This window comes from Telluria sp. GW821-FHT07G12, assembly GCF_059418525.1.
Window position 1 is genome coordinate 1,567,173 of sequence record NZ_JBWKQA010000001.1, and the last position, 16,658, is coordinate 1,583,830.

11 protein-coding genes are annotated in these 16,658 nt (G+C 67.7%); 8 read left to right on the forward strand and 3 right to left on the reverse strand.

The window, feature by feature from the left end; translation table 11 throughout:
• Positions 1-25: 25 nt before the first annotated feature.
• From AC07PE_RS07260 to AC07PE_RS07275, 4 genes are read left to right on the forward strand one after another with little or no spacing between them, the layout of a single operon-like run.
• On the forward strand, positions 26-718 hold the full coding sequence (locus AC07PE_RS07260; RefSeq protein WP_498762719.1) for a response regulator: 693 nt from the start codon (positions 26-28) through the stop codon (positions 716-718).
• Positions 715-2,274 carry a sensor histidine kinase gene (locus tag AC07PE_RS07265; RefSeq protein WP_498762720.1) on the forward strand — a complete coding sequence of 520 codons (1,560 nt, stop codon included), beginning with the start codon at positions 715-717 and terminating at the stop codon, positions 2,272-2,274. The genes AC07PE_RS07260 and AC07PE_RS07265 overlap by 4 nt, the downstream gene beginning before the upstream one ends.
• Positions 2,264-2,572 (forward strand): DUF4212 domain-containing protein, encoded by a 309-nt coding sequence (locus tag AC07PE_RS07270; RefSeq protein ID WP_498762721.1) that lies wholly within the window; start codon positions 2,264-2,266, stop codon positions 2,570-2,572. The genes AC07PE_RS07265 and AC07PE_RS07270 overlap by 11 nt, the downstream gene beginning before the upstream one ends.
• Positions 2,569-4,644 (forward strand): sodium:solute symporter family protein, encoded by a 2,076-nt coding sequence (locus AC07PE_RS07275; protein ID WP_498762722.1) that lies wholly within the window; start codon positions 2,569-2,571, stop codon positions 4,642-4,644. The genes AC07PE_RS07270 and AC07PE_RS07275 overlap by 4 nt, the downstream gene beginning before the upstream one ends.
• A gap of 64 nt (positions 4,645-4,708) precedes the next feature.
• On the opposite strand, the gene AC07PE_RS07280 is transcribed toward AC07PE_RS07275, so the two are convergent.
• Positions 4,709-5,011, reverse strand: a complete 303-nt coding sequence (locus AC07PE_RS07280) for a DUF6916 family protein (RefSeq protein ID WP_498762723.1) — start codon at positions 5,009-5,011, stop codon at positions 4,709-4,711.
• 28 nt (positions 5,012-5,039) lie between these two features.
• On the opposite strand from AC07PE_RS07280, the gene AC07PE_RS07285 reads away from it, so the two are divergent.
• The 4 genes from AC07PE_RS07285 to AC07PE_RS07300 are packed head-to-tail and all read left to right on the forward strand — an operon-like array spanning position 5,040 to position 7,954.
• On the forward strand, positions 5,040-5,516 hold the full coding sequence (locus AC07PE_RS07285) for a GNAT family N-acetyltransferase (protein ID WP_498762724.1): 477 nt from the start codon (positions 5,040-5,042) through the stop codon (positions 5,514-5,516).
• Positions 5,513-6,229 (forward strand): aspartyl/asparaginyl beta-hydroxylase domain-containing protein, encoded by a 717-nt coding sequence (locus tag AC07PE_RS07290; protein WP_498762725.1) that lies wholly within the window; start codon positions 5,513-5,515, stop codon positions 6,227-6,229. The genes AC07PE_RS07285 and AC07PE_RS07290 overlap by 4 nt, the downstream gene beginning before the upstream one ends.
• Before the next feature lie 52 nt (positions 6,230-6,281).
• Positions 6,282-6,956, forward strand: a complete 675-nt coding sequence (locus AC07PE_RS07295) for a phage tail protein (RefSeq protein ID WP_498762726.1) — start codon at positions 6,282-6,284, stop codon at positions 6,954-6,956.
• Positions 6,957-6,973: 17 nt separating this feature from the next.
• On the forward strand, positions 6,974-7,954 hold the full coding sequence (locus tag AC07PE_RS07300) for a sulfotransferase family protein (protein ID WP_498762727.1): 981 nt from the start codon (positions 6,974-6,976) through the stop codon (positions 7,952-7,954).
• An 8-nt stretch (positions 7,955-7,962) separates the two neighbouring features.
• On the opposite strand, the gene AC07PE_RS07305 is transcribed toward AC07PE_RS07300, so the two are convergent.
• A complete protein-coding gene (locus AC07PE_RS07305) occupies positions 7,963-15,759 on the reverse strand; it encodes an Ig-like domain-containing protein (protein WP_498762728.1) in 7,797 nt (2,598 codons plus the stop codon).
• Entirely contained in the window at positions 15,756-16,619 is an 864-nt protein-coding gene (locus AC07PE_RS07310) for a sulfotransferase family protein (protein ID WP_498762729.1), read from the reverse strand. Before AC07PE_RS07310 ends, AC07PE_RS07305 begins: the two co-directional genes overlap by 4 nt.
• Positions 16,620-16,658 lie beyond the last annotated feature (39 nt).

The following is a 16,658-nucleotide window of genomic DNA, read 5'->3' on the forward strand; positions in this document are numbered from 1 at the left end:
AACCAACAAACCGGGGGTAACAGAGATGCGTATTTTACTAGCCGAGGATGATAGCGTACTCGCCGATGGCCTGACGCGCTCTCTGCGCCAATCCGGGTATGCCATCGATTGCGTCAAGAACGGCCAGGACGCCGACACCGCGCTCTCGACCCAGGAGTTCGACCTGCTGATCCTCGACCTCGGCCTGCCGAAGCTGTCCGGGCTGGACGTGCTGCGCCGCCTGCGCGCGCGCGGCTCGCTGCTGCCAGTGCTGATCCTCACTGCCGCCGATTCGATCGAGCAGCGCGTGGGCGGCCTCGACGCCGGCGCCGACGACTACATGGCCAAGCCCTTCGCCTTGTCGGAACTGGAGGCGCGGGTGCGCGCCCTGACCAGGCGCGGCCAGGGCGGCGGTTCGACCGTGATCCGCCACGGCCCGCTGGCCTACGACCAGGTCGGCCGCAGCGCCTACATCGACGACCAGATGCTGGACCTGTCGGCGCGCGAACTCGGCTTGCTCGAGATCCTGCTGGCGCGCACCGGGCGCCTGGTGTCCAAGGAACAGCTGGTCGACCACCTGTGCGAATGGGGCGAGGAAGTGTCGAACAATGCCATCGAGGTCTACGTGCACCGCCTGCGCAAGAAGATCGAGACCGGCGGCATCCGCATCGCCACCGTGCGCGGCCTGGGTTACTGCCTCGAGCGCTACTCCGACGGCGCGCGCAAGACGGCCACGTGAAATCCCTGAAGCGGCGCCGCGCTACCGAGCCCGTCCCCGGCTACGAGGCAGCGCTCGAACCCGGGTATGAGCCCGTGTATGTGCCGCCGCGCCCCGAGCCCGAAGAAAGCATCCAGCACTCGCTGTTCGGCGAGATCCTCGACTGGATGCTGGCGCCGCTGCTGCTGCTGTGGCCGATGAGCATCGCCATCACTTACCTGGTGGCGAAATCGATCGCCAATCAACCCTTCGACCACGCGCTGGAAGACAACGTCACCGTGCTCGCCCAGCAGGTCAAGGAAGTGAACGGCAAAGTCGTGGCGCGCCTGCCCGGCAGCGCGCGCGACATCCTGCGCGCCGACGACGTCGACAGCGTCTACTTCCAGGTCACCGGCCCCCGCAACGAGGTCGTCGACGGCGACCGCGAACTGCCCTTGCCGCCGCCGGACGACGCCGAGCGCAGCGGCCGCGTCCACTTCCGCAACGAGAACCTGCACGGCACCCCGGTGCGGGTCGCCTATGCCTGGGTCAACCTGCAGCCGCTGCTTGATGCAGGCGCCGTGAATGCCGAACCGCGCCTGGCCCTGGTGCAGGTGGCGGAGACGCTGGAAAAGCGCGCCCAGCTGGCCAACGAGATCATCAAGGGCGTGATCCTGCCCCAGTTCATCATCCTGCCCGTGATCCTGGCCCTGGTCTGGTTCGCGCTGTCGCGGGGACTGTCGCCGCTGGCCCAGCTGCAGGAGCGGATTCGCGCGCGGCCGCCGGACGACCTGTCGCCGATCGATTCGCGCCAGGTACCGGAAGAGATCTCGCCGCTGGTCGGTTCGCTGAACGACATGCTGGCGCGCCTGGCGCACACGATCGACGCCCAGAAGCGTTTCATCGCCGACGCCGCGCACCAGATGAAGACGCCGCTGGCCGGCATGCGCATGCAGTCGGAGCTGGCCCTGCGCCAGGTCGATCCGGACGAGATCCACCGCTCGCTGGAGCAGCTGGCGAAGAGCTCGGAATCGGCGACGCGCCTGGTCAACCAGCTGCTGGCGCTGGCGCGCGCCGAGAACCAGCCGCATGCCGGCCTGGCGCTGGAGCCGCTCGACCTGGCGGCGCTCGCCCGCAGCGTGGTGCAGGACTGGGTGACGGCTTCCTTCGTCCACGAGATCGACCTCGGCTACGAAGACCCGGACGGCGCGGTGGAAATCGCGGGCAGCGCCATGATGCTGCGCGAGCTGCTGTCCAACCTGATCGACAACGCGCTGCGCTACACCCCGCCGGGCGGCAGCGTGACGGTGCGCGTGCGCAGCGATGCCGGACTGCCCCTGCTCGAGGTCGAGGACACCGGCCCCGGCATCGCGCCGGGCGAGCGTCCGCGCGTGTTCGAGCGCTTCTACCGCATCCTCGGTTCCAACGCGCCAGGCTCCGGCCTCGGCCTCGCGATCGTGCGCGAGATCGCGCAGCAGCACGGCGCCGAGATCGAGATCTTCAACAACCCGCGCAGCATCCAGAAGAAATACCCGGGCAGCCTGTTCCGGCTGACCTTCCCGCCACCACCCGCACCGCTAGAACCCGATGCCGACTGACAGCGCCTCCGCCTCCCCTCCCCCGTCGCGCGAACGCATCGTCGCCGCGCGCGCCCTGCACTGGTCGCGCACGCGCCGGCTCGTCCTGGTCCTGCTCGGGCTGTGGCTGGCCACCGGCTTCGGCACCGTATTCTTTGCGCGCGACCTGGCGCATCTGTCGGTGTTCGGCTGGCAGTTGTCCTTCTACCTGGCGGCCCAGGGCGCCTCGCTGATCTACCTGGCCATCCTCGGCGCCTACTCCTGGCGCATGCGGATACTCGACCGCGAGTTCGTGCGCATGCTGAGGGACGGCGCGTGAACACCAACAAGACCAAGCCCCGCAGCTACTTCCGCCGCCTGTCGCGCTACTACCTGTGGTTCACGGCCTGCCTGGCCCTGTTCCTGGTGGCCCTGACCATCCTCGAAAACGAGGGCATGCCGCGCCAGTGGATCGGCCACCTGTACATGTTCGCCACCATCGTGCTGTACGCGATCATCGGCGTGGTGGCGCGCACCTCGAACGTGTCCGAGTACTACGTGGCGGGACGGCGGGTGCCGGCCCTGTTCAACGGCATGGCGACGGCGGCCGACTGGATCTCGGCGGCCAGCTTCATCAGCCTCGCCGGCACGCTCTATCTGCACGGCTTCGACGCGCTGGCCTATGTGATGGGCTGGACCGGCGGCTACTGCCTGGTGGCGCTGCTGATCGCGCCTTATTTGCGCAAGTTCGCGCAGTACACGGTGCCGGACTTCCTGGCCGCGCGCTACGGCGGCAGCGACGATGGGAGTAAAGACGGCGGCAACGTGGTGCGCGCGCTCGCGGTCACTGCCACCATCGTGGTCTCCTTCACCTACGTGGTGGCGCAGATCTACGCGGTCGGCCTGATCGCCTCGCGCTTCACCGGCGTCGATTTCTCGGTCGGGATCTTCCTCGGTCTGGCTTCGATTCTTGTTTGCTCGTTCCTGGGCGGGATGCGCGCCATCACCTGGACCCAGGTGGCGCAGTACATCATCATCCTGGTCGCTTTTTCGATCCCGACCGTGTGGCTGTCCATGAAGTTCGCCGGCAATCCGGTGCCGCAGGTGGCCTACGGCTCGGTGCTGCCCAAGCTGGCCAAGCGCGAGGCCCAGCTGGCCCAGGATCCGCGCGAGCTGGAGGTGCGTGCGCGCTTCCAGGCGAAAGCCGACGAATACGCCGCCAGGCTGGCCACGCTGCCGCAGTCCTGGGAAGCCGGCCGCATCGACGTCCAGCGCCGCCTCGACAAGGCGCGCGGCCGCAATGCCTCGCTGGGCGAGGTGCGCAACGCCGAGCGCGAGCTGATCGCCTATCCGCGCACCGCCGAGGAAGCCGCGCGCCTGTGGACCGAACAGCGGGCAGCCAACCTCGCCCGCGCCCAGCCGCCCGAGCCGCATGCCGAACCCTTCCCCGGCAAGACCCGCGAGGAGTCGGACCAGCGCCGCAACAACTTCCTGGCGCTGGTGTTCTGCCTGATGTTCGGCACCGCCGCCCTGCCCCACATCCTGATGCGGGCCTACACCACGCCCTCGGTGCACGAGACCCGCGTGTCCGTGTTCTGGACCCTGTTCTTCATCCTGCTGATCTACCTGACCATGCCGGCCCTCGCCGTGCTGGCCAAGTACGACATCTACACCGCGCTGGTCGGCATCGACTATGCCTCGCTGCCGACCTGGGTGTCCTACTGGGCCAACGTCGACAAGACCAATCCCCTGATCAGCATCGCCGATATCAACGGCGACGGCATCGTGCAGCTGGCCGAGATCGCGATCGACGGCGACGTGCTGACCCTGGCCACGCCGGAGATCGGCGGCCTGCCCTACGTGATCTCGGGCCTGGTGGCGGCCGGCGGCCTGGCGGCGGCGCTGTCCACCGCCGACGGCCTGCTGCTGGCGATCTCGAACGCGCTGTCGCACGACATCTACTTCAAGATGGTCGACCCGGGCGCCTCGACCCAGAAGCGGGTCACGATCTCGAAACTGCTGCTGCTGGCGGTGGCCTTCATTGCCGCCTACGTCGCCTCGCAGAAGCCGGCCGACATCCTGTCGCTGGTCGGCGCCGCCTTCTCGCTGGCCGGTTCGACCCTGTTCCCGGCGCTGGTGGCCGGCGTGTTCTGGAAGCGCGCCAACCAGCAGGGTGCGATCGCCGGCATGCTGGCCGGCTTCCTGGTGTGCGTCTACTATATGCTGCACACCAACCCGATCCTGGGCGGGAACGCGGACAGCGCCTGGTTCCACATCGCGCCGATTTCGGCCGGGGTGTTCGGGGTGCCGGCGGGGCTGGCCGTGCTGGCCGTGGTCAGCCTCCTGACGCCGGTCCCGGCGCGCGAGACGATCGGGTTGGTCGACCATATCCGGGCGCCGGAGGAAGTGTAAAGATGTATCACGAGGTCGCAGCCGCTGGCGATGGCCTGAGGCCGTGATCCGCCAAGCGCCGGCGTCAGGTGAACAGGATCTGGTACTGCGGCCGGCCGGGCGGTGCGCCTGCCGCAGCCAGCACCGGCACGATGTTCAGCAGGTGCTCGCCGATGGCCGGATGCGCGATCAGGTAGTTGTCCTGCGCCAGCGTGACGTTCGCGGGGCCGTCGAAGATCAGCGACAGCGGCGTGCGCAGGTGGTCCGGCAAGCCGCGGCGCGGGCGCTCCACGGCCTCCGCCAGCGTCAGGACGAAGGGGCCGTGCGAGGTGTGAACGGTGAAGCCGGCGCCGACCAGGGGTTCGAACTGTGCGAGAGAAAATTCCATGAACTGTTCCTCAAATGACAATGTGACTATGCTACCGCCTTCTCTCCTGTTACGGCCAGCAGTGGATGCCGACGCCGGCTTCCTGCAGGCCTTGTACGCCTCCACCCGCGACGACCTGCGCCTGCTGCCGCTGCCGCCCGCCCAGGTCGACCAGCTGATCGCCATGCAGCAGCGCATCCACGAAGAGGGCCGCCGCGCCATCTATCCGCATGCCGAAGTCATGATCCTGGAGCAGGACGGCGTAGCGGCCGGCAAGGCCGTGCTGGACACCCTGGGGTGCGACTGGCGGCTTGTCGAACTGGCCCTGCTGCCGGCCCTGCGCGGCCGCGGCCTCGGCGCCGCGCTGCTGGCCGCATTGCAGGCGCGCGCCCGCACGCACGGCGCCAGCATCGGCCTGGCGGTCCTGTGCACCAACACGCCCGCGCTGCGCCTGTACGAGCGCGCCGGCTTCACCATCGCCGGCGGCAACGAGCTGCAGCACCAGATGGTATGGCGGGCGGCATGAGCGAGGCGACCCGCTGGCTGCGCCTGCCGCCCGTATTCGACCTCGCACGCCTGCAGGCGGATCTCGATACCGCCCTGGCGCGGCACTGGCAGGCGCACTACAACGACCGCGCCTATCGCGGCGGCTGGACCAGCATCGCGCTGCGCTCGGCCAGCGGCGGCGCCGAGGACATCCAGGCGCGCGAGGATGCGGACTTCCGTGACACCGGGCTGCTCGGATGCTGTCCGTATTTTCAGGAAGTCCTCGACAGCTTCGAATGCGAGAAGAAGGCGGTGCGCCTGATGGCGCTGGCATCGGGGGCCGAGATCAAGCCGCACCGCGACCGCGGCGGTTCGCTCGAGGACGGGCTGGCGCGCCTGCACATCCCCATCGTCACCGATCCGGCGGTCGTGTTCACGCTCGACGGCGAAGACGTGCATTTCGGCGTCGGCGCCACCTGGTACATGAATGCCAACTGCCTGCATGCGGTCCGCAACGGCAGTCCCCGCGAACGCGTGCACCTGGTGCTCGACTGCGTCCCCAACGACTGGCTGCTGGCGCTGTTCGAAGGCAGCGGCTGGCGGGCTGGGGCGCCGCCGAAGTACGGCGACCCGAGCATTACCGACGCCAACGTCGCCGCAGTGATCGCCCAGTTGCGCACCACTTCTCTGCCGGCCGCAGAAGCACTTGCCGAGCATCTGCAAGCAGTACTTTTTGATAGTGACGACAGGTAATTTATGGTGCTAGGATGATTTTCCGGTTCACAACTTAAAAGAAGGGGATGGCATGGAAGCATTCATGGGAACGATCATGGCGGTTGGGTTCAATTATGCGCCACGCGGCTGGGCTCAGTGCAACGGACAGCTGCTCTCGATTGCGCAGAACTCGGCATTGTTTTCGCTGCTTGGCACCACGTATGGCGGCAATGGCCAGACCACCTTCGGCCTGCCGGACCTGCGCGGGCGCACCCTGGTCGGCGCCGGCCAGGGCCCCGGCCTCAGCCCCGTCGTGCTTGGTCAGCTCTGGGGCACTGAAAACACGACGGCGATCGTCAACGGCAGCGGCTCGGTGACCATCGACGCTGCCCACCTGCCGAAGCACACCCACCCGGTCAGCATTGCCGGCAACCAGCTCAGCGCGACGTCCACCATGAACGTCACCACCACCGTCGGCACGGCCACGCCGCTCGAGGGCATGGCCCTGGGTTCGGGCGGCGCCGGCGGCCCCGGTTCGGCCAACATCTACGTCGGCGGCGGCGTCACCCCGAACGTGGCCCTGAACGCGAGCAGCGTCACCACCAAGCTCAGCGGACAGATCGACACCGCGACCGGCGAGAACGCCGGCGGCACTGGCGCGATTCCGGTGCCGTTCACCGCAAGCACCCAGGTCGGCGTGACCCAGCCTTCGCTCGGCATGAACTACATCATCTGCCTCGAAGGCATCTACCCGGCGCGTAACTGAGCGGAAAGAAAGCGGTCATGGCGCGCAGCGGTTCGGCACTGATGGAAAGCGGCTGGCTGCGCGCGCCGGAGGCCGATCCGGCCGGGTTGGCGTCGATGCGCGACTGGTTCCCGGTCGCGCTCGGCGAGCAGACAGTCAGCTGGCGCCACCTGCCCGCGCGCTTTACCGAACCCTTCTTCGGCGACACCCTGCGCGCCCAGCCGCGCGAAGAAAGGCGGGTCTGCCATACGCCGCACGCCCGGCTCGCGGACGTCGGCGAGACACTCGCGCCCAGCCTCTTCATTTTTCACAGCTCACGCTGCGGGTCCACGCTGCTGGCGCAGATGCTGGCCGCGCTGCCGCAATGCGTGGTGCACTCCGAGCCGCCGGTGCTCGACGACTTCTTCAGCACGCATGGCGAGCTGCCGCATGCGCAGGCAGCGCCGCTGCTGCGCCAGCTCGTGGGCGCCCTCGGCCAGCGCCGCAGCGCGCTCGAGACCCATTACATCGTCAAGCTCGACTGCTGGCACATCCGCCATCTGCCGCTGCTGCGCGCGGCGTTTCCGGACACGCCGTTCTGGTTCCTGTACCGCGAGCCGGCCGCGATCCTGGCCTCGCACCGCCGCCAGCGCGGGCCGCAGATGGTGCCGAACCTGGTGCTGCCGCCCGCGGTCGGCGCCGGCGTCGAAGCATGGGACCTGGAAGGCTATTGCGCCGCCGTGCTGCGCCACATCTTCAGCGAAGCGCTGGCGCATGCCGGGCAGCTGCGCCTGCTGGACTACCGGCAACTGCCCGCGGTGGTGTGGGATGAACTGCTGGCGGACCTGGGCCTCGCGCCCACCCCGCAACAGCAGGAGGCGCTGCAGGCACGCGCAGGCTTCCACGCGAAGGCGGGCGCCCGCGTGTTCAGCGGCGACCCGGCCGCGGCCAGCGAAGCGCCGCCGCACCTGCCGCAATTGCTGGCCATGCTGGCGCCCCTCCACGCGCAGCTGGAAGCGCGGCGCCTCGCGGGCGCCTGAGACGAAGATCAGGCGACGATGAAGTCCCAGTCCGTCGCGGCGCGCTGGTGGCCGACCATTTCCGCCGACTCCACGAAGCTCGATGCAACCTGCTCGAGGGTCATCCCGCGGCCCAGCGCCGCAGTCCAGTAGGCCATCCCGCCGGCGTCGGCCTCGCGGTTGAAGATCGCCGTGTAGAGCAGAGCAAGATCGTGCGCCGCCACGCCGTTGAAGCCTTCGTGATTGGCCACATGCTCGCTCGAGGTGATCATGCTGAGCGCGATCGCGCCCCAGCTGGCGCCGGCCTGGTGGACGTTGGCCCAGTACTCGATGCCCATCACGTCGGCCTGGCGGCCCAGCACCGTCTGGTAGATACCGGCCAGCGTGCCCATGCCGGCATTGTTCTGGACCGCGATGCTGGTGTCGCTGAACTGCAGCTGCTCGACGTTGACCACCATCTCCTTCACGTTCGGCGCCGCCTTCGTACTGACCATCACATAGCCGTTGTGGAACTCGATGTTGTAGTCGGCCCGCGCACCGCTGAAGGTGGCGGCGTCGCTGGCGGCGCCGCCGTGCAGCAGCGCGACACCGGCCGCCGGCGCCGGGCCTGTGGCGGCCGGCGCAGCGACGCTGAGGATATCGCTGCCGCCGCCGGCGAACAGCGAACCGGCGCCGCCCGCCGCCACCGTGAAGTGCTGGCTGGCGGCGTCGCCGGTCAGGATCGTGCCGCTGCCTGCGGTGACGTTGGCGGCGCCGATCACGGCGGCAAAGTTCACCTGCTGCAGCGCGATCGTCGCACCCGCGCCCAGGCCGCCGGTGTCGATCACCAGGGCGGTGCTCTGCCCTGCCCCGGCGGCTGGCCCGCTCAGGGTCAGCACGCCATCCGGCGCCGCGCTGCTGACCGGTTTCACGGTCTCCACCAGCAGCGAGCCGCTAGCCCCCAGCCCGGCCAGGAAGCTCTGGCCGTTGCCGGTCAGGTGGCCCTGGTCGGATGGCGCATGGGACGGCGTGGCGGCCTTGATCGCGGCAATCAGGAGTTCGCTTGCATTCGCCGCCGGCACGCTGGCGCCGCTGGCCGACAGGCCGTAGCCCGGCGCCAGCTGGGCCAGCAGCAGGGTCCCGCCCTGGCTCGATTTAATCAACGGGATATCGGCGACGCCGGCCTGGCCGCTGGTCTCGGTGCGGCCCAGGCCCACGACCGGGATCGAGACCGAGGTGCCCGGCAAATTGCCCGGCAGGCTGATCGGAAAGACCTGGACCGGCATGCCGTCGACCACGTCGATCGGGATCGGCGGTTCGGTGATGCGCAGCGTGAAGCCCGCGCTGGCCGCCGACTCGTTGCCGGCGGCGTCGGTCTGCGTGGCGCTCAGCACGTGGGTGCCGGTGGACAGCCCGACGGTGGCAACGCTCCACTTGCCGCTGCCGTCGGCCATGGCGGCGCCCAGCTTGACCTTGCTGCCGCTGACGGTCTCGTACAGCGTCACCAGCGTATTCGCCAGCGCCGTGCCTTCGATGACGGGGATGGCGTTCTCGGTCACGCCGTCGCCGACGCTGCCGGTGTCGCTCGACGCCTTCAGCAGCGGCGCTGCCGGCGCGGCCGGCGCCGCGGTATCGATGGTGAGGCTGAAGACCGTGCCGGCGCCGGATTCGTTGCCGGCACGGTCGACCTGGCGCGCACCGATCGCATGCACGCCATCCGCCAGGGCCGCTGACGTGATCTGCCAGGCGCCGTCGGCACCCGCCTGGACGCTGCCGATGACGGTGGCGCAGTCGTACAGCGTGACCTGGGCCAGGGCCTCGGCGCTGCCGCTGAAGGTCGGCGTCGTGGCTTTCGTGATGCCGTCCCCTGGCGCGCCGCTGTCGCTGGCGAGAACCAGCACAGGTGCGGCCAGGGCCAGCGCCTCGTTGTCGATGTTCAGGGTGAGCGCGGCGCCCGCGGCCGACGCATTGCCGGCGACGTCGACCTGGCGCACCGTCAGATCATGGCTGCCGGCCGTCAGCGCGCTGCTGGTGATGCTCCAGGCGCCGCCGGCGTCCGCGGTGGCGGTGCCGAGCACCGTGCTGCCGTCGCTGTCATACAGCGTGACGCTGGCGTTGGCTTCGGCGCTGCCGGTGAGGGTCGGCGTGGTGTCGCTGGTGAGGCTGTCGCCCTTCGTGGCGCTGTCGCTGGATGGATCGAGCACCGGCGCGGCAGGCGCGGCGGCGTGGGTGTCGATGACGATGGTTACGCCGCTCGACAGGACGCTGACATTGCCGGCGAGGTCGGTCTGTTTCGCGGTAATCGTGTGCGTGCCTTCGCTGAGCGTGATGCTCTGGATGCTCCACGCGCCGCTCGGGCTGTTGTCCGTGCCCAGCACGTTGCCATCGCTGTCGTACAGGGTAACGGTGGCCCCGGCTTCTTTGGTACCGGTAAAGACCGGCGTGGTGTCGTTGGTAATGCGGTCGCTGGACGAACTACCGGTGTCGCTGCCCGCCACCAGTACCGGTGCGGGCCCAGCAGGCGCCAGGGTATCGAAGTGCAGCGAGGGCATGGCGCCGGCCGTGCCGTCGTTGCCGGCCGCGTCCTGGTAGGCGCCGCCGATGACGCTGATGCTGGCGGTGCCGCTATTCGTGTCCGCTGTCGGCGTGAAGACGGCGGTGCGCGTGGCGCCGGTGCCGCTCAGCGCGGACAGCGTGCCGCCGCTGAGTGCGATGTCGCTGCTGTCGAAGCTGGCGCCCGGGTCTTCGCTGAAGGTGAAGGTGATGGCGGCCGTCTGGCCGGCCCTCAGCTGGCTGACGTCGCTGGTGATCGCCAGGGTCGGCTTGGCCGTATCGATGGTGACGGTGGTGTCGCCGGATACCGAGCTGACGTTGCCGGCCGCATCGAACACCTTGGCCGTGACAGTATGGCTACCCACGCCCAGCGTCGAGGTCGTGATGGTCCAGTTGCCGCCCGTGGCCGTGCCGCTGCCGATCTCGGTGCTGCCGTCCGTGTCGTACAGCTTGACGGTGGCGCCGGCTTCGGCCGTGCCCTTGAACACCAGGCTGGTCAGGTTGGTGAGATTGTCGGTGCTGGAGCTGCCCTTGTCGCTGCCTGCATCCAGGTCCGGCGTGGACGGCGCGCCCGGGGCCAGCGTGTCGAAGCTGAGCGATGGCGTTGCGCCGGCCAGGCTGGCGTTGCCGGCGGTGTCTTCGAACTTGCCGGCGTCGACGCTGATGCTGGCGGTGCCGGCGCTGGTGCCGGCATTCGGCGTGAAGACGGCGGTGCGGATGAGGCCAGTGCCGCTCAGGGCCGACAGCGTGCCGCCGTTGACGGTGATATCGGTGCCATCGAAGCTCGTTCCGGGATCTTCGGTGAAGGTGAAGGTGATGGCGGCGGTGTCGCCGGCCTTTAACTGCGCCACGTCGCTGGTGATCGTGACCTGCGGCTTGACGGTGTCGAGCGTGTAGGCCTGGGTATGGACCGTTCCGGCGTTGTCGACCGCGTCGACCACGCGCACCTTGATGTCGTGAGTACCGCTCAGGAGCGTGCTGGAGATCGACCAGGCATTGCTGCCGGTGGCGATGGTGGCGGTGTTCCAGGTGGCGCCGCCGTCACGCGACACCTCGACATGCTCGCCCGTTGCCAGGTTCGCGCTCAGTGTGCCGCTGATGGTCTGGTTCGCCTGGTTGGTGATGAAATCGCCGGCTGTACCGGAGTCGGCGGACAGCGCCATGTCGGCGACGGTTGTAGCCGGCCCTGTGGTGCGCACCACCACCTCCAGCGCGGCGGAGTTGGTGCCCGTGTTACCTGCCAGGTCGGTTGCAATGGCGGTGATGAAGTGGGGGGAATCGCCGACGCGCTGGGTCAGCGGCGTGCCACTGCTGGTGGTGATGTGCCAAGTGCCGTCTACCGCCACGACGCTGCCGATTTCGATGCCGCCGTCGAACAGCGTGACCTTGGCGCCGACTTCCGCGGTGCCGCTGAAGCTCGGCAGGGTCTCCCCGGTGATGTCGTCCGTGTGCGAGCTGCCGCTGTCGCTGGCGGCGTCGAGGTCAGGTACCGAAGGCGCGGCGGGCGCAGACTGGTCGAGGACGTAGGCGTGCGAGTAGACCGCGCCGCCGTTGCCGGCCAGGTCCACCACCTGCACTTTCAGGGTGCCGCTGCCGGCGAGCGTCACGCCCGCCAGTTCCCAGGTGCTCGCGCCGACGCTGGCGGTGGCCGGGTTCCAGCTCGCGCCGTTATCGAGCGAGACCATGACCAGCTCGCCTGCCGCCAGGTTGGCGCTCAGGGCGCCGGCAATCGTCTGGCTGGCGATCTTGGTGACCATGTCGGTGGTCGAGCTGCCGGTGTCGGCGGACAGCGCCGCGCTGGCGACCGTGGTCGGCGGCGGCGTGCGGTCGACCGTGATGACCAGCCCGCCGGATGCCGCGCTGGCGTTGCCGGCAGCGTCGACGGCGACGGCGGTTAGCGTGTGGCTGCCCTCGGCGAGGCCCGAGGCAGCGATGGTGTAGGTGCCGCCGCTGGCGGTCACGGAGCCGATCTGGGTAGCGCCGTCATACAGCTTCACCGTGGCGCCGGTATCGGCAGTACCGCTGAAGGTCAGCGGATTCTTGTTGGTGACGTAGTCGCTGTTCGAAGCGCCCGAATCGTCGCTGACGGCCAGGGACGGCGCCGACGGCGCATTTGGCACCAGCGTGTCGTAGCTGAGCGTCAGGTTGTTGCTGGCGGCGCCGTCGTTACCTGCGAGGTCGTGATACGCGCCGGACGACACGCTGATGCTGGCGCTGCCGGCGTCGGTATTTGCAGTCGGTGTGAAGGTGGCGGTGCGGGTGGTGCCGCTGCCGCTAATCGCAGACAGGGTGCCGCCGCTGACCGCGATGCTGCCCGCGCTGCCGTCCCAGCTGAAGCTCGTGCCCGGGTCTTCGCTGAAGGTGAAGGTGATGGTGGCGGTCTCGCCGGCCTTCAGCGTGGACCCACTGCTGGTGATGGAGAGCGTCGGCGGCGTGGTGTCGACAAAGATGGCCGGTCCAGTCACGATGCTGCTCGTGTTGCCGGCGGCGTCGAAGGCCATGGCCTTGATCGTGTGCGCACCGCTGGCCAGCGAGGACGTGACGATGTTCCAGTTGCCGCTGCCGTCGGCGGAGCCGCTGCCGATTTGCGTCGTGCCGTTGGTGTCGTAGAGCTTGATCGTGGCGCCTGCGTCGGCGGTGCCGCTGAATTGCAGCGTGGCCTTGCTGGTGATGCCGTCGGTGCTGGAATCGCCCTTGTCGTCGGCGCTGGCGAGGACCGGCGCGGATGGGTTGGCCGGTGCCTGCGTGTCGTAGGTGAGGCTCTTGCTGGCGTTGGCGCCGGTGTTGCCAGCCGCATCGGCGTAGTTGGCGCCGGCGACCGCGATGGCGGCTGTGCCGTTATCGATATTGGCGGTCGGCGTGAACGTGGCGGTGCGGACGGCACCGGTGGTACTGATCGCGGACAGGGTGCCGCCGCTTACCGTGATGCTGCTGTCGTTGAAGCCCGCGCCCGGGTCGTCGCTGAAGGTGAAGGTGATGGTGGCAGTTTCGCCGACCTTGAGGGATGCCTTGTCGCTGCTGATGGAGAGCGTCGGGGCCTTCGTGTCATAGGTGAGCGAAGTGCTGGCGGTCGTGGCATTGCTGTTGCCCGCCGTGTCGCTGAAGGAGTTCGCCTTGACGCCGATGCTGGCAGTGCCGTTGTCGAGGTTCGTGGTCGGGGTAAAGGTCGCTTTGCGTGTATTGCCGGTGCCGGTGATTGCAGACAGCGTGCCGCCGCTGACCGTGAGGTCGCCGGCCGAGCCGTCCCAGCTGAAACTCGTGCCCGGATCGTCGCTGAACGTGAACGTGACTTCGGCGGTCTCGCCTGCAGTCAGAACCGATGGGCTCGACGAGACGGACACAGTCGGCGCCGTGGTGTCGACGGTGACGTTGACACTACCCGAGGCGTTGCTTTCGTTGCCCACTGCATCATAGGCCCTGGCGGTGATCGTGTGGACGCCGGGCGCCAGCGAACTTGTCGTGATGCTGTAAGAGCCGCTGCTGACCGAGCCGCTGCCGATCTGCGTGGCGCCGTCGAACAGCTTGACGGTCGTGACCCCGGCTTCGGCGCTGCCGGTGAACTGCAGGGTCGTCCAGTTGGTGATGTTATCGCTGCTCGACACGCCCTTGTCGGTGCTGGGGTCGAGAACCGGCGTCGTCGGCGCGTTCGGAATGACGTTGTCGACCGTGATGGATGGCGAGGCGCCGGCGGCGCCCAGGTTGCCGGCGGCATCCGCATACGATTTATCGGTGACCGTGATGCTGGCGGCGACGCCGTTGAGACCGGCCGAAGGCGTGAATGTGGCGTTGCGCGTTAAGCCGCTGCCGGTGATCGCGCCGATGGAGCCGTTCGAAACCACGACGTCAGCTGCGCTGAAGCTCGCCCCCGGATCTTCGCTGAAGGTGAAGGTGATGGCCGCGGTGCCGTTGCTCGCTATCGTGGACGGGTTGCTGGTGATCGTGACCGTGGGGGCGACCGTATCGACGGTCATCGACAGGCTGCTGGAGGTCGTATTGAAGTTGTTTGCGGCGTCCGCATACTTGTTGGTAGCGACCGAAATGGTGGCCGTGCTGCCGTTGATGCCGGCGCTGGGCGTGAAAATTGCATTGCGGGTGAAGCCGCTGCCGGTCAATGCGCTCAGTGTGCCGTTGCTGACCGCGATGTCGGCGGCCGTGAAGCTCGAACCGGGATCTTCACTGAAGGTGAAGGTGATGGCCGCGGTGTCGCCGGCGATGACCGTCGATTTGCTGCTGGTGATGGCCAGGGTCGGTGGTGTAGTGTCTGGTGCAGTGACATTGGCAAAGACCATGTCATCCATCTGAAAAAACCGGATGGTGTTTCCAGCCTGGGGCGTGATCACCAGGGTTGTGATGTTGGTGAAGCCGTTCAAGTTCTGCGTGACGAAATTACTGATCGAGGCCCCGACCGGAACGTGAACGGTGGTGTGGGTAACTTCAGATCCGTCTGCCCTCAAACCAGTGAAGACGAGCGTCTGATCGTACGACATATTTCCGTTCACGTTCACGGATGTCGGCGTGAAAGTCTGGCCTCCGTTAAACGCGATCGTGATTTTGTCTTCAGACATGCCCGGTGACGCAGTGATGTAACCTGCGCCGTAACTTCTGACCCCCTCAAGATGGCCGTTTACCTTGAGCGTATAGCCAGGCTGGCCGGGAATAGTGTACGAATAATCTGCGCTCGGGCCATAGACCCCCGCGTTCGCGTCCGACCCACTGAACGTGATTGTCGTAGGAGTCGTAATACTCAGCAGTTCCTGATATTGTGCCGCCATTGCTGAACTGACGAAGGGCACGGTTTCTACACTTCCCGAAGTAACTTCCAGGTTCCAGTCACCGCCCTGGCTGGAACCGCCGGTGGCGTTACTCGATGCGCCGATATCGGCGCCGGTGGCGATGGCAAGCTGGCCGATCAAATCCGCCCCCTGCCCCACGCCGACGCTGCATCCGTAGAACATGATGTCGCCGTCGGCGCTCATGCTGCTGCCGATGGTTGCCAGCACGCTCTGGTACTGCGCCGCCGTGGACTGGTCCAGCGTCAGGGTGCCCAGGCCGATCTTGCCTTCCGCCCCATGGCTCACGACATGCACGGCATCGATCCCGCTCAGGCCTTTCATGGCGTCGGCAATCTGCTGCAGGCCATCCTTGCTCGAATCGAGAATCACGACCTGGCGCCCGGCGCCCGCATTCGCCGCGATGGTCTGGTAGTCGGCAACGTTATCCTCGATGAACACAATCTCCTTGCGCGTTGCAATGACGAGGTTGTCGCTGGCGGGGTCGAACGCAGAGGACGTCATGCTTGTTTTCCTTGTTGTGCAGGCTGGGGCGCAATGACGTTGGCGGCGCTGCCGGCCTTGTCATTCCAGAAGGACATCTGATTGAATTTGTCGAAGAGGTCGGGCGGGATGACGGTCGGGCGCGGCGTGAATTTCACTTGCGCCTTGACCCGGTGCAGGCCGGGCGCGCCGAGCTGCTGGTCGAATTCCTCGGCGTCGTATTCGACGTTCTCGAAGTCGTGCTCGAAATAAGGCTCGCCCAGGAAGTCGTAGACCAGCGGCAGGACCTTGGCAGGGGCCCGGGTCAGCAGCTCGTAGTCGACCACCAGCAAGGAGGACGCATGCTCGCCGTAGAAAGCGTCGCGCAGGGCCGACCAGGCGTAGCCGACGGTCTGCTCGTGCTGGGCCAGGCCCTCGAGGCGGCTGTAGACGGTGCCGCGCGCGCCGGCGGCACCGAACAGGCGCGTCGATTCATAGGGGTTGGCGCGGTACATGCGCTCGAAGCTGTCCATGATCCAGGCCACGTTGCGCACGCAGGCGATCACCTTCGCTTCCGGGAACAGGTCGTGCACCAGCGGCATGCGGGCGGACCAGGCGCGGTTGGTGTCGAACACGACTTCCCGGTCGATGTCGGCATAGTAGGAATCGAACAGGCCGCGCAGCAGCTCCTTGCGCTTGTCGCGCCCGACCACGGCGCCGAACTCGCTGCCGGCGCTGACCTGGCTCAGCACGGCGCTGCACAGCGTACCGACCGGGCTGGTCATGCCGGCGTGAAAGCGTGGGTTCTGCAGCAGGATGCCGGACAACAGGGTCGAACCCGAGCGCGGCAGGCCGGAGATGAAATGGAAGCGGCGGCCCGGGGCCGGAAAACTGGACATCATTTGGACACGTTTCTCGTTCGCTAATGCGAACTAATTGGT

Bases quoted from the DNA above. Each gene is read 5' to 3' on its own strand.
- AC07PE_RS07260 (WP_498762719.1), top strand. From the start codon at position 26: ATGCGTATTTTACTAGCCGAGGATGATAGCGTACTCGCCGATGGCCTG.
- AC07PE_RS07270 (WP_498762721.1), top strand. From the start codon at position 2,264: ATGCCGACTGACAGCGCCTCCGCCTCCCCTCCCCCGTCGCGCGAACGC.
- AC07PE_RS07280 (WP_498762723.1), bottom strand. From the start codon at position 5,011: ATGGAATTTTCTCTCGCACAGTTCGAACCCCTGGTCGGCGCCGGCTTC.
- AC07PE_RS07285 (WP_498762724.1), top strand. From the start codon at position 5,040: ATGCTACCGCCTTCTCTCCTGTTACGGCCAGCAGTGGATGCCGACGCC.
- AC07PE_RS07290 (WP_498762725.1), top strand. From the start codon at position 5,513: ATGAGCGAGGCGACCCGCTGGCTGCGCCTGCCGCCCGTATTCGACCTC.
- AC07PE_RS07295 (WP_498762726.1), top strand. From the start codon at position 6,282: ATGGAAGCATTCATGGGAACGATCATGGCGGTTGGGTTCAATTATGCG.
- AC07PE_RS07300 (WP_498762727.1), top strand. From the start codon at position 6,974: ATGGCGCGCAGCGGTTCGGCACTGATGGAAAGCGGCTGGCTGCGCGCG.
- AC07PE_RS07305 (WP_498762728.1), bottom strand. From the start codon at position 15,759: ATGACGTCCTCTGCGTTCGACCCCGCCAGCGACAACCTCGTCATTGCA.
- AC07PE_RS07310 (WP_498762729.1), bottom strand. From the start codon at position 16,619: ATGATGTCCAGTTTTCCGGCCCCGGGCCGCCGCTTCCATTTCATCTCC.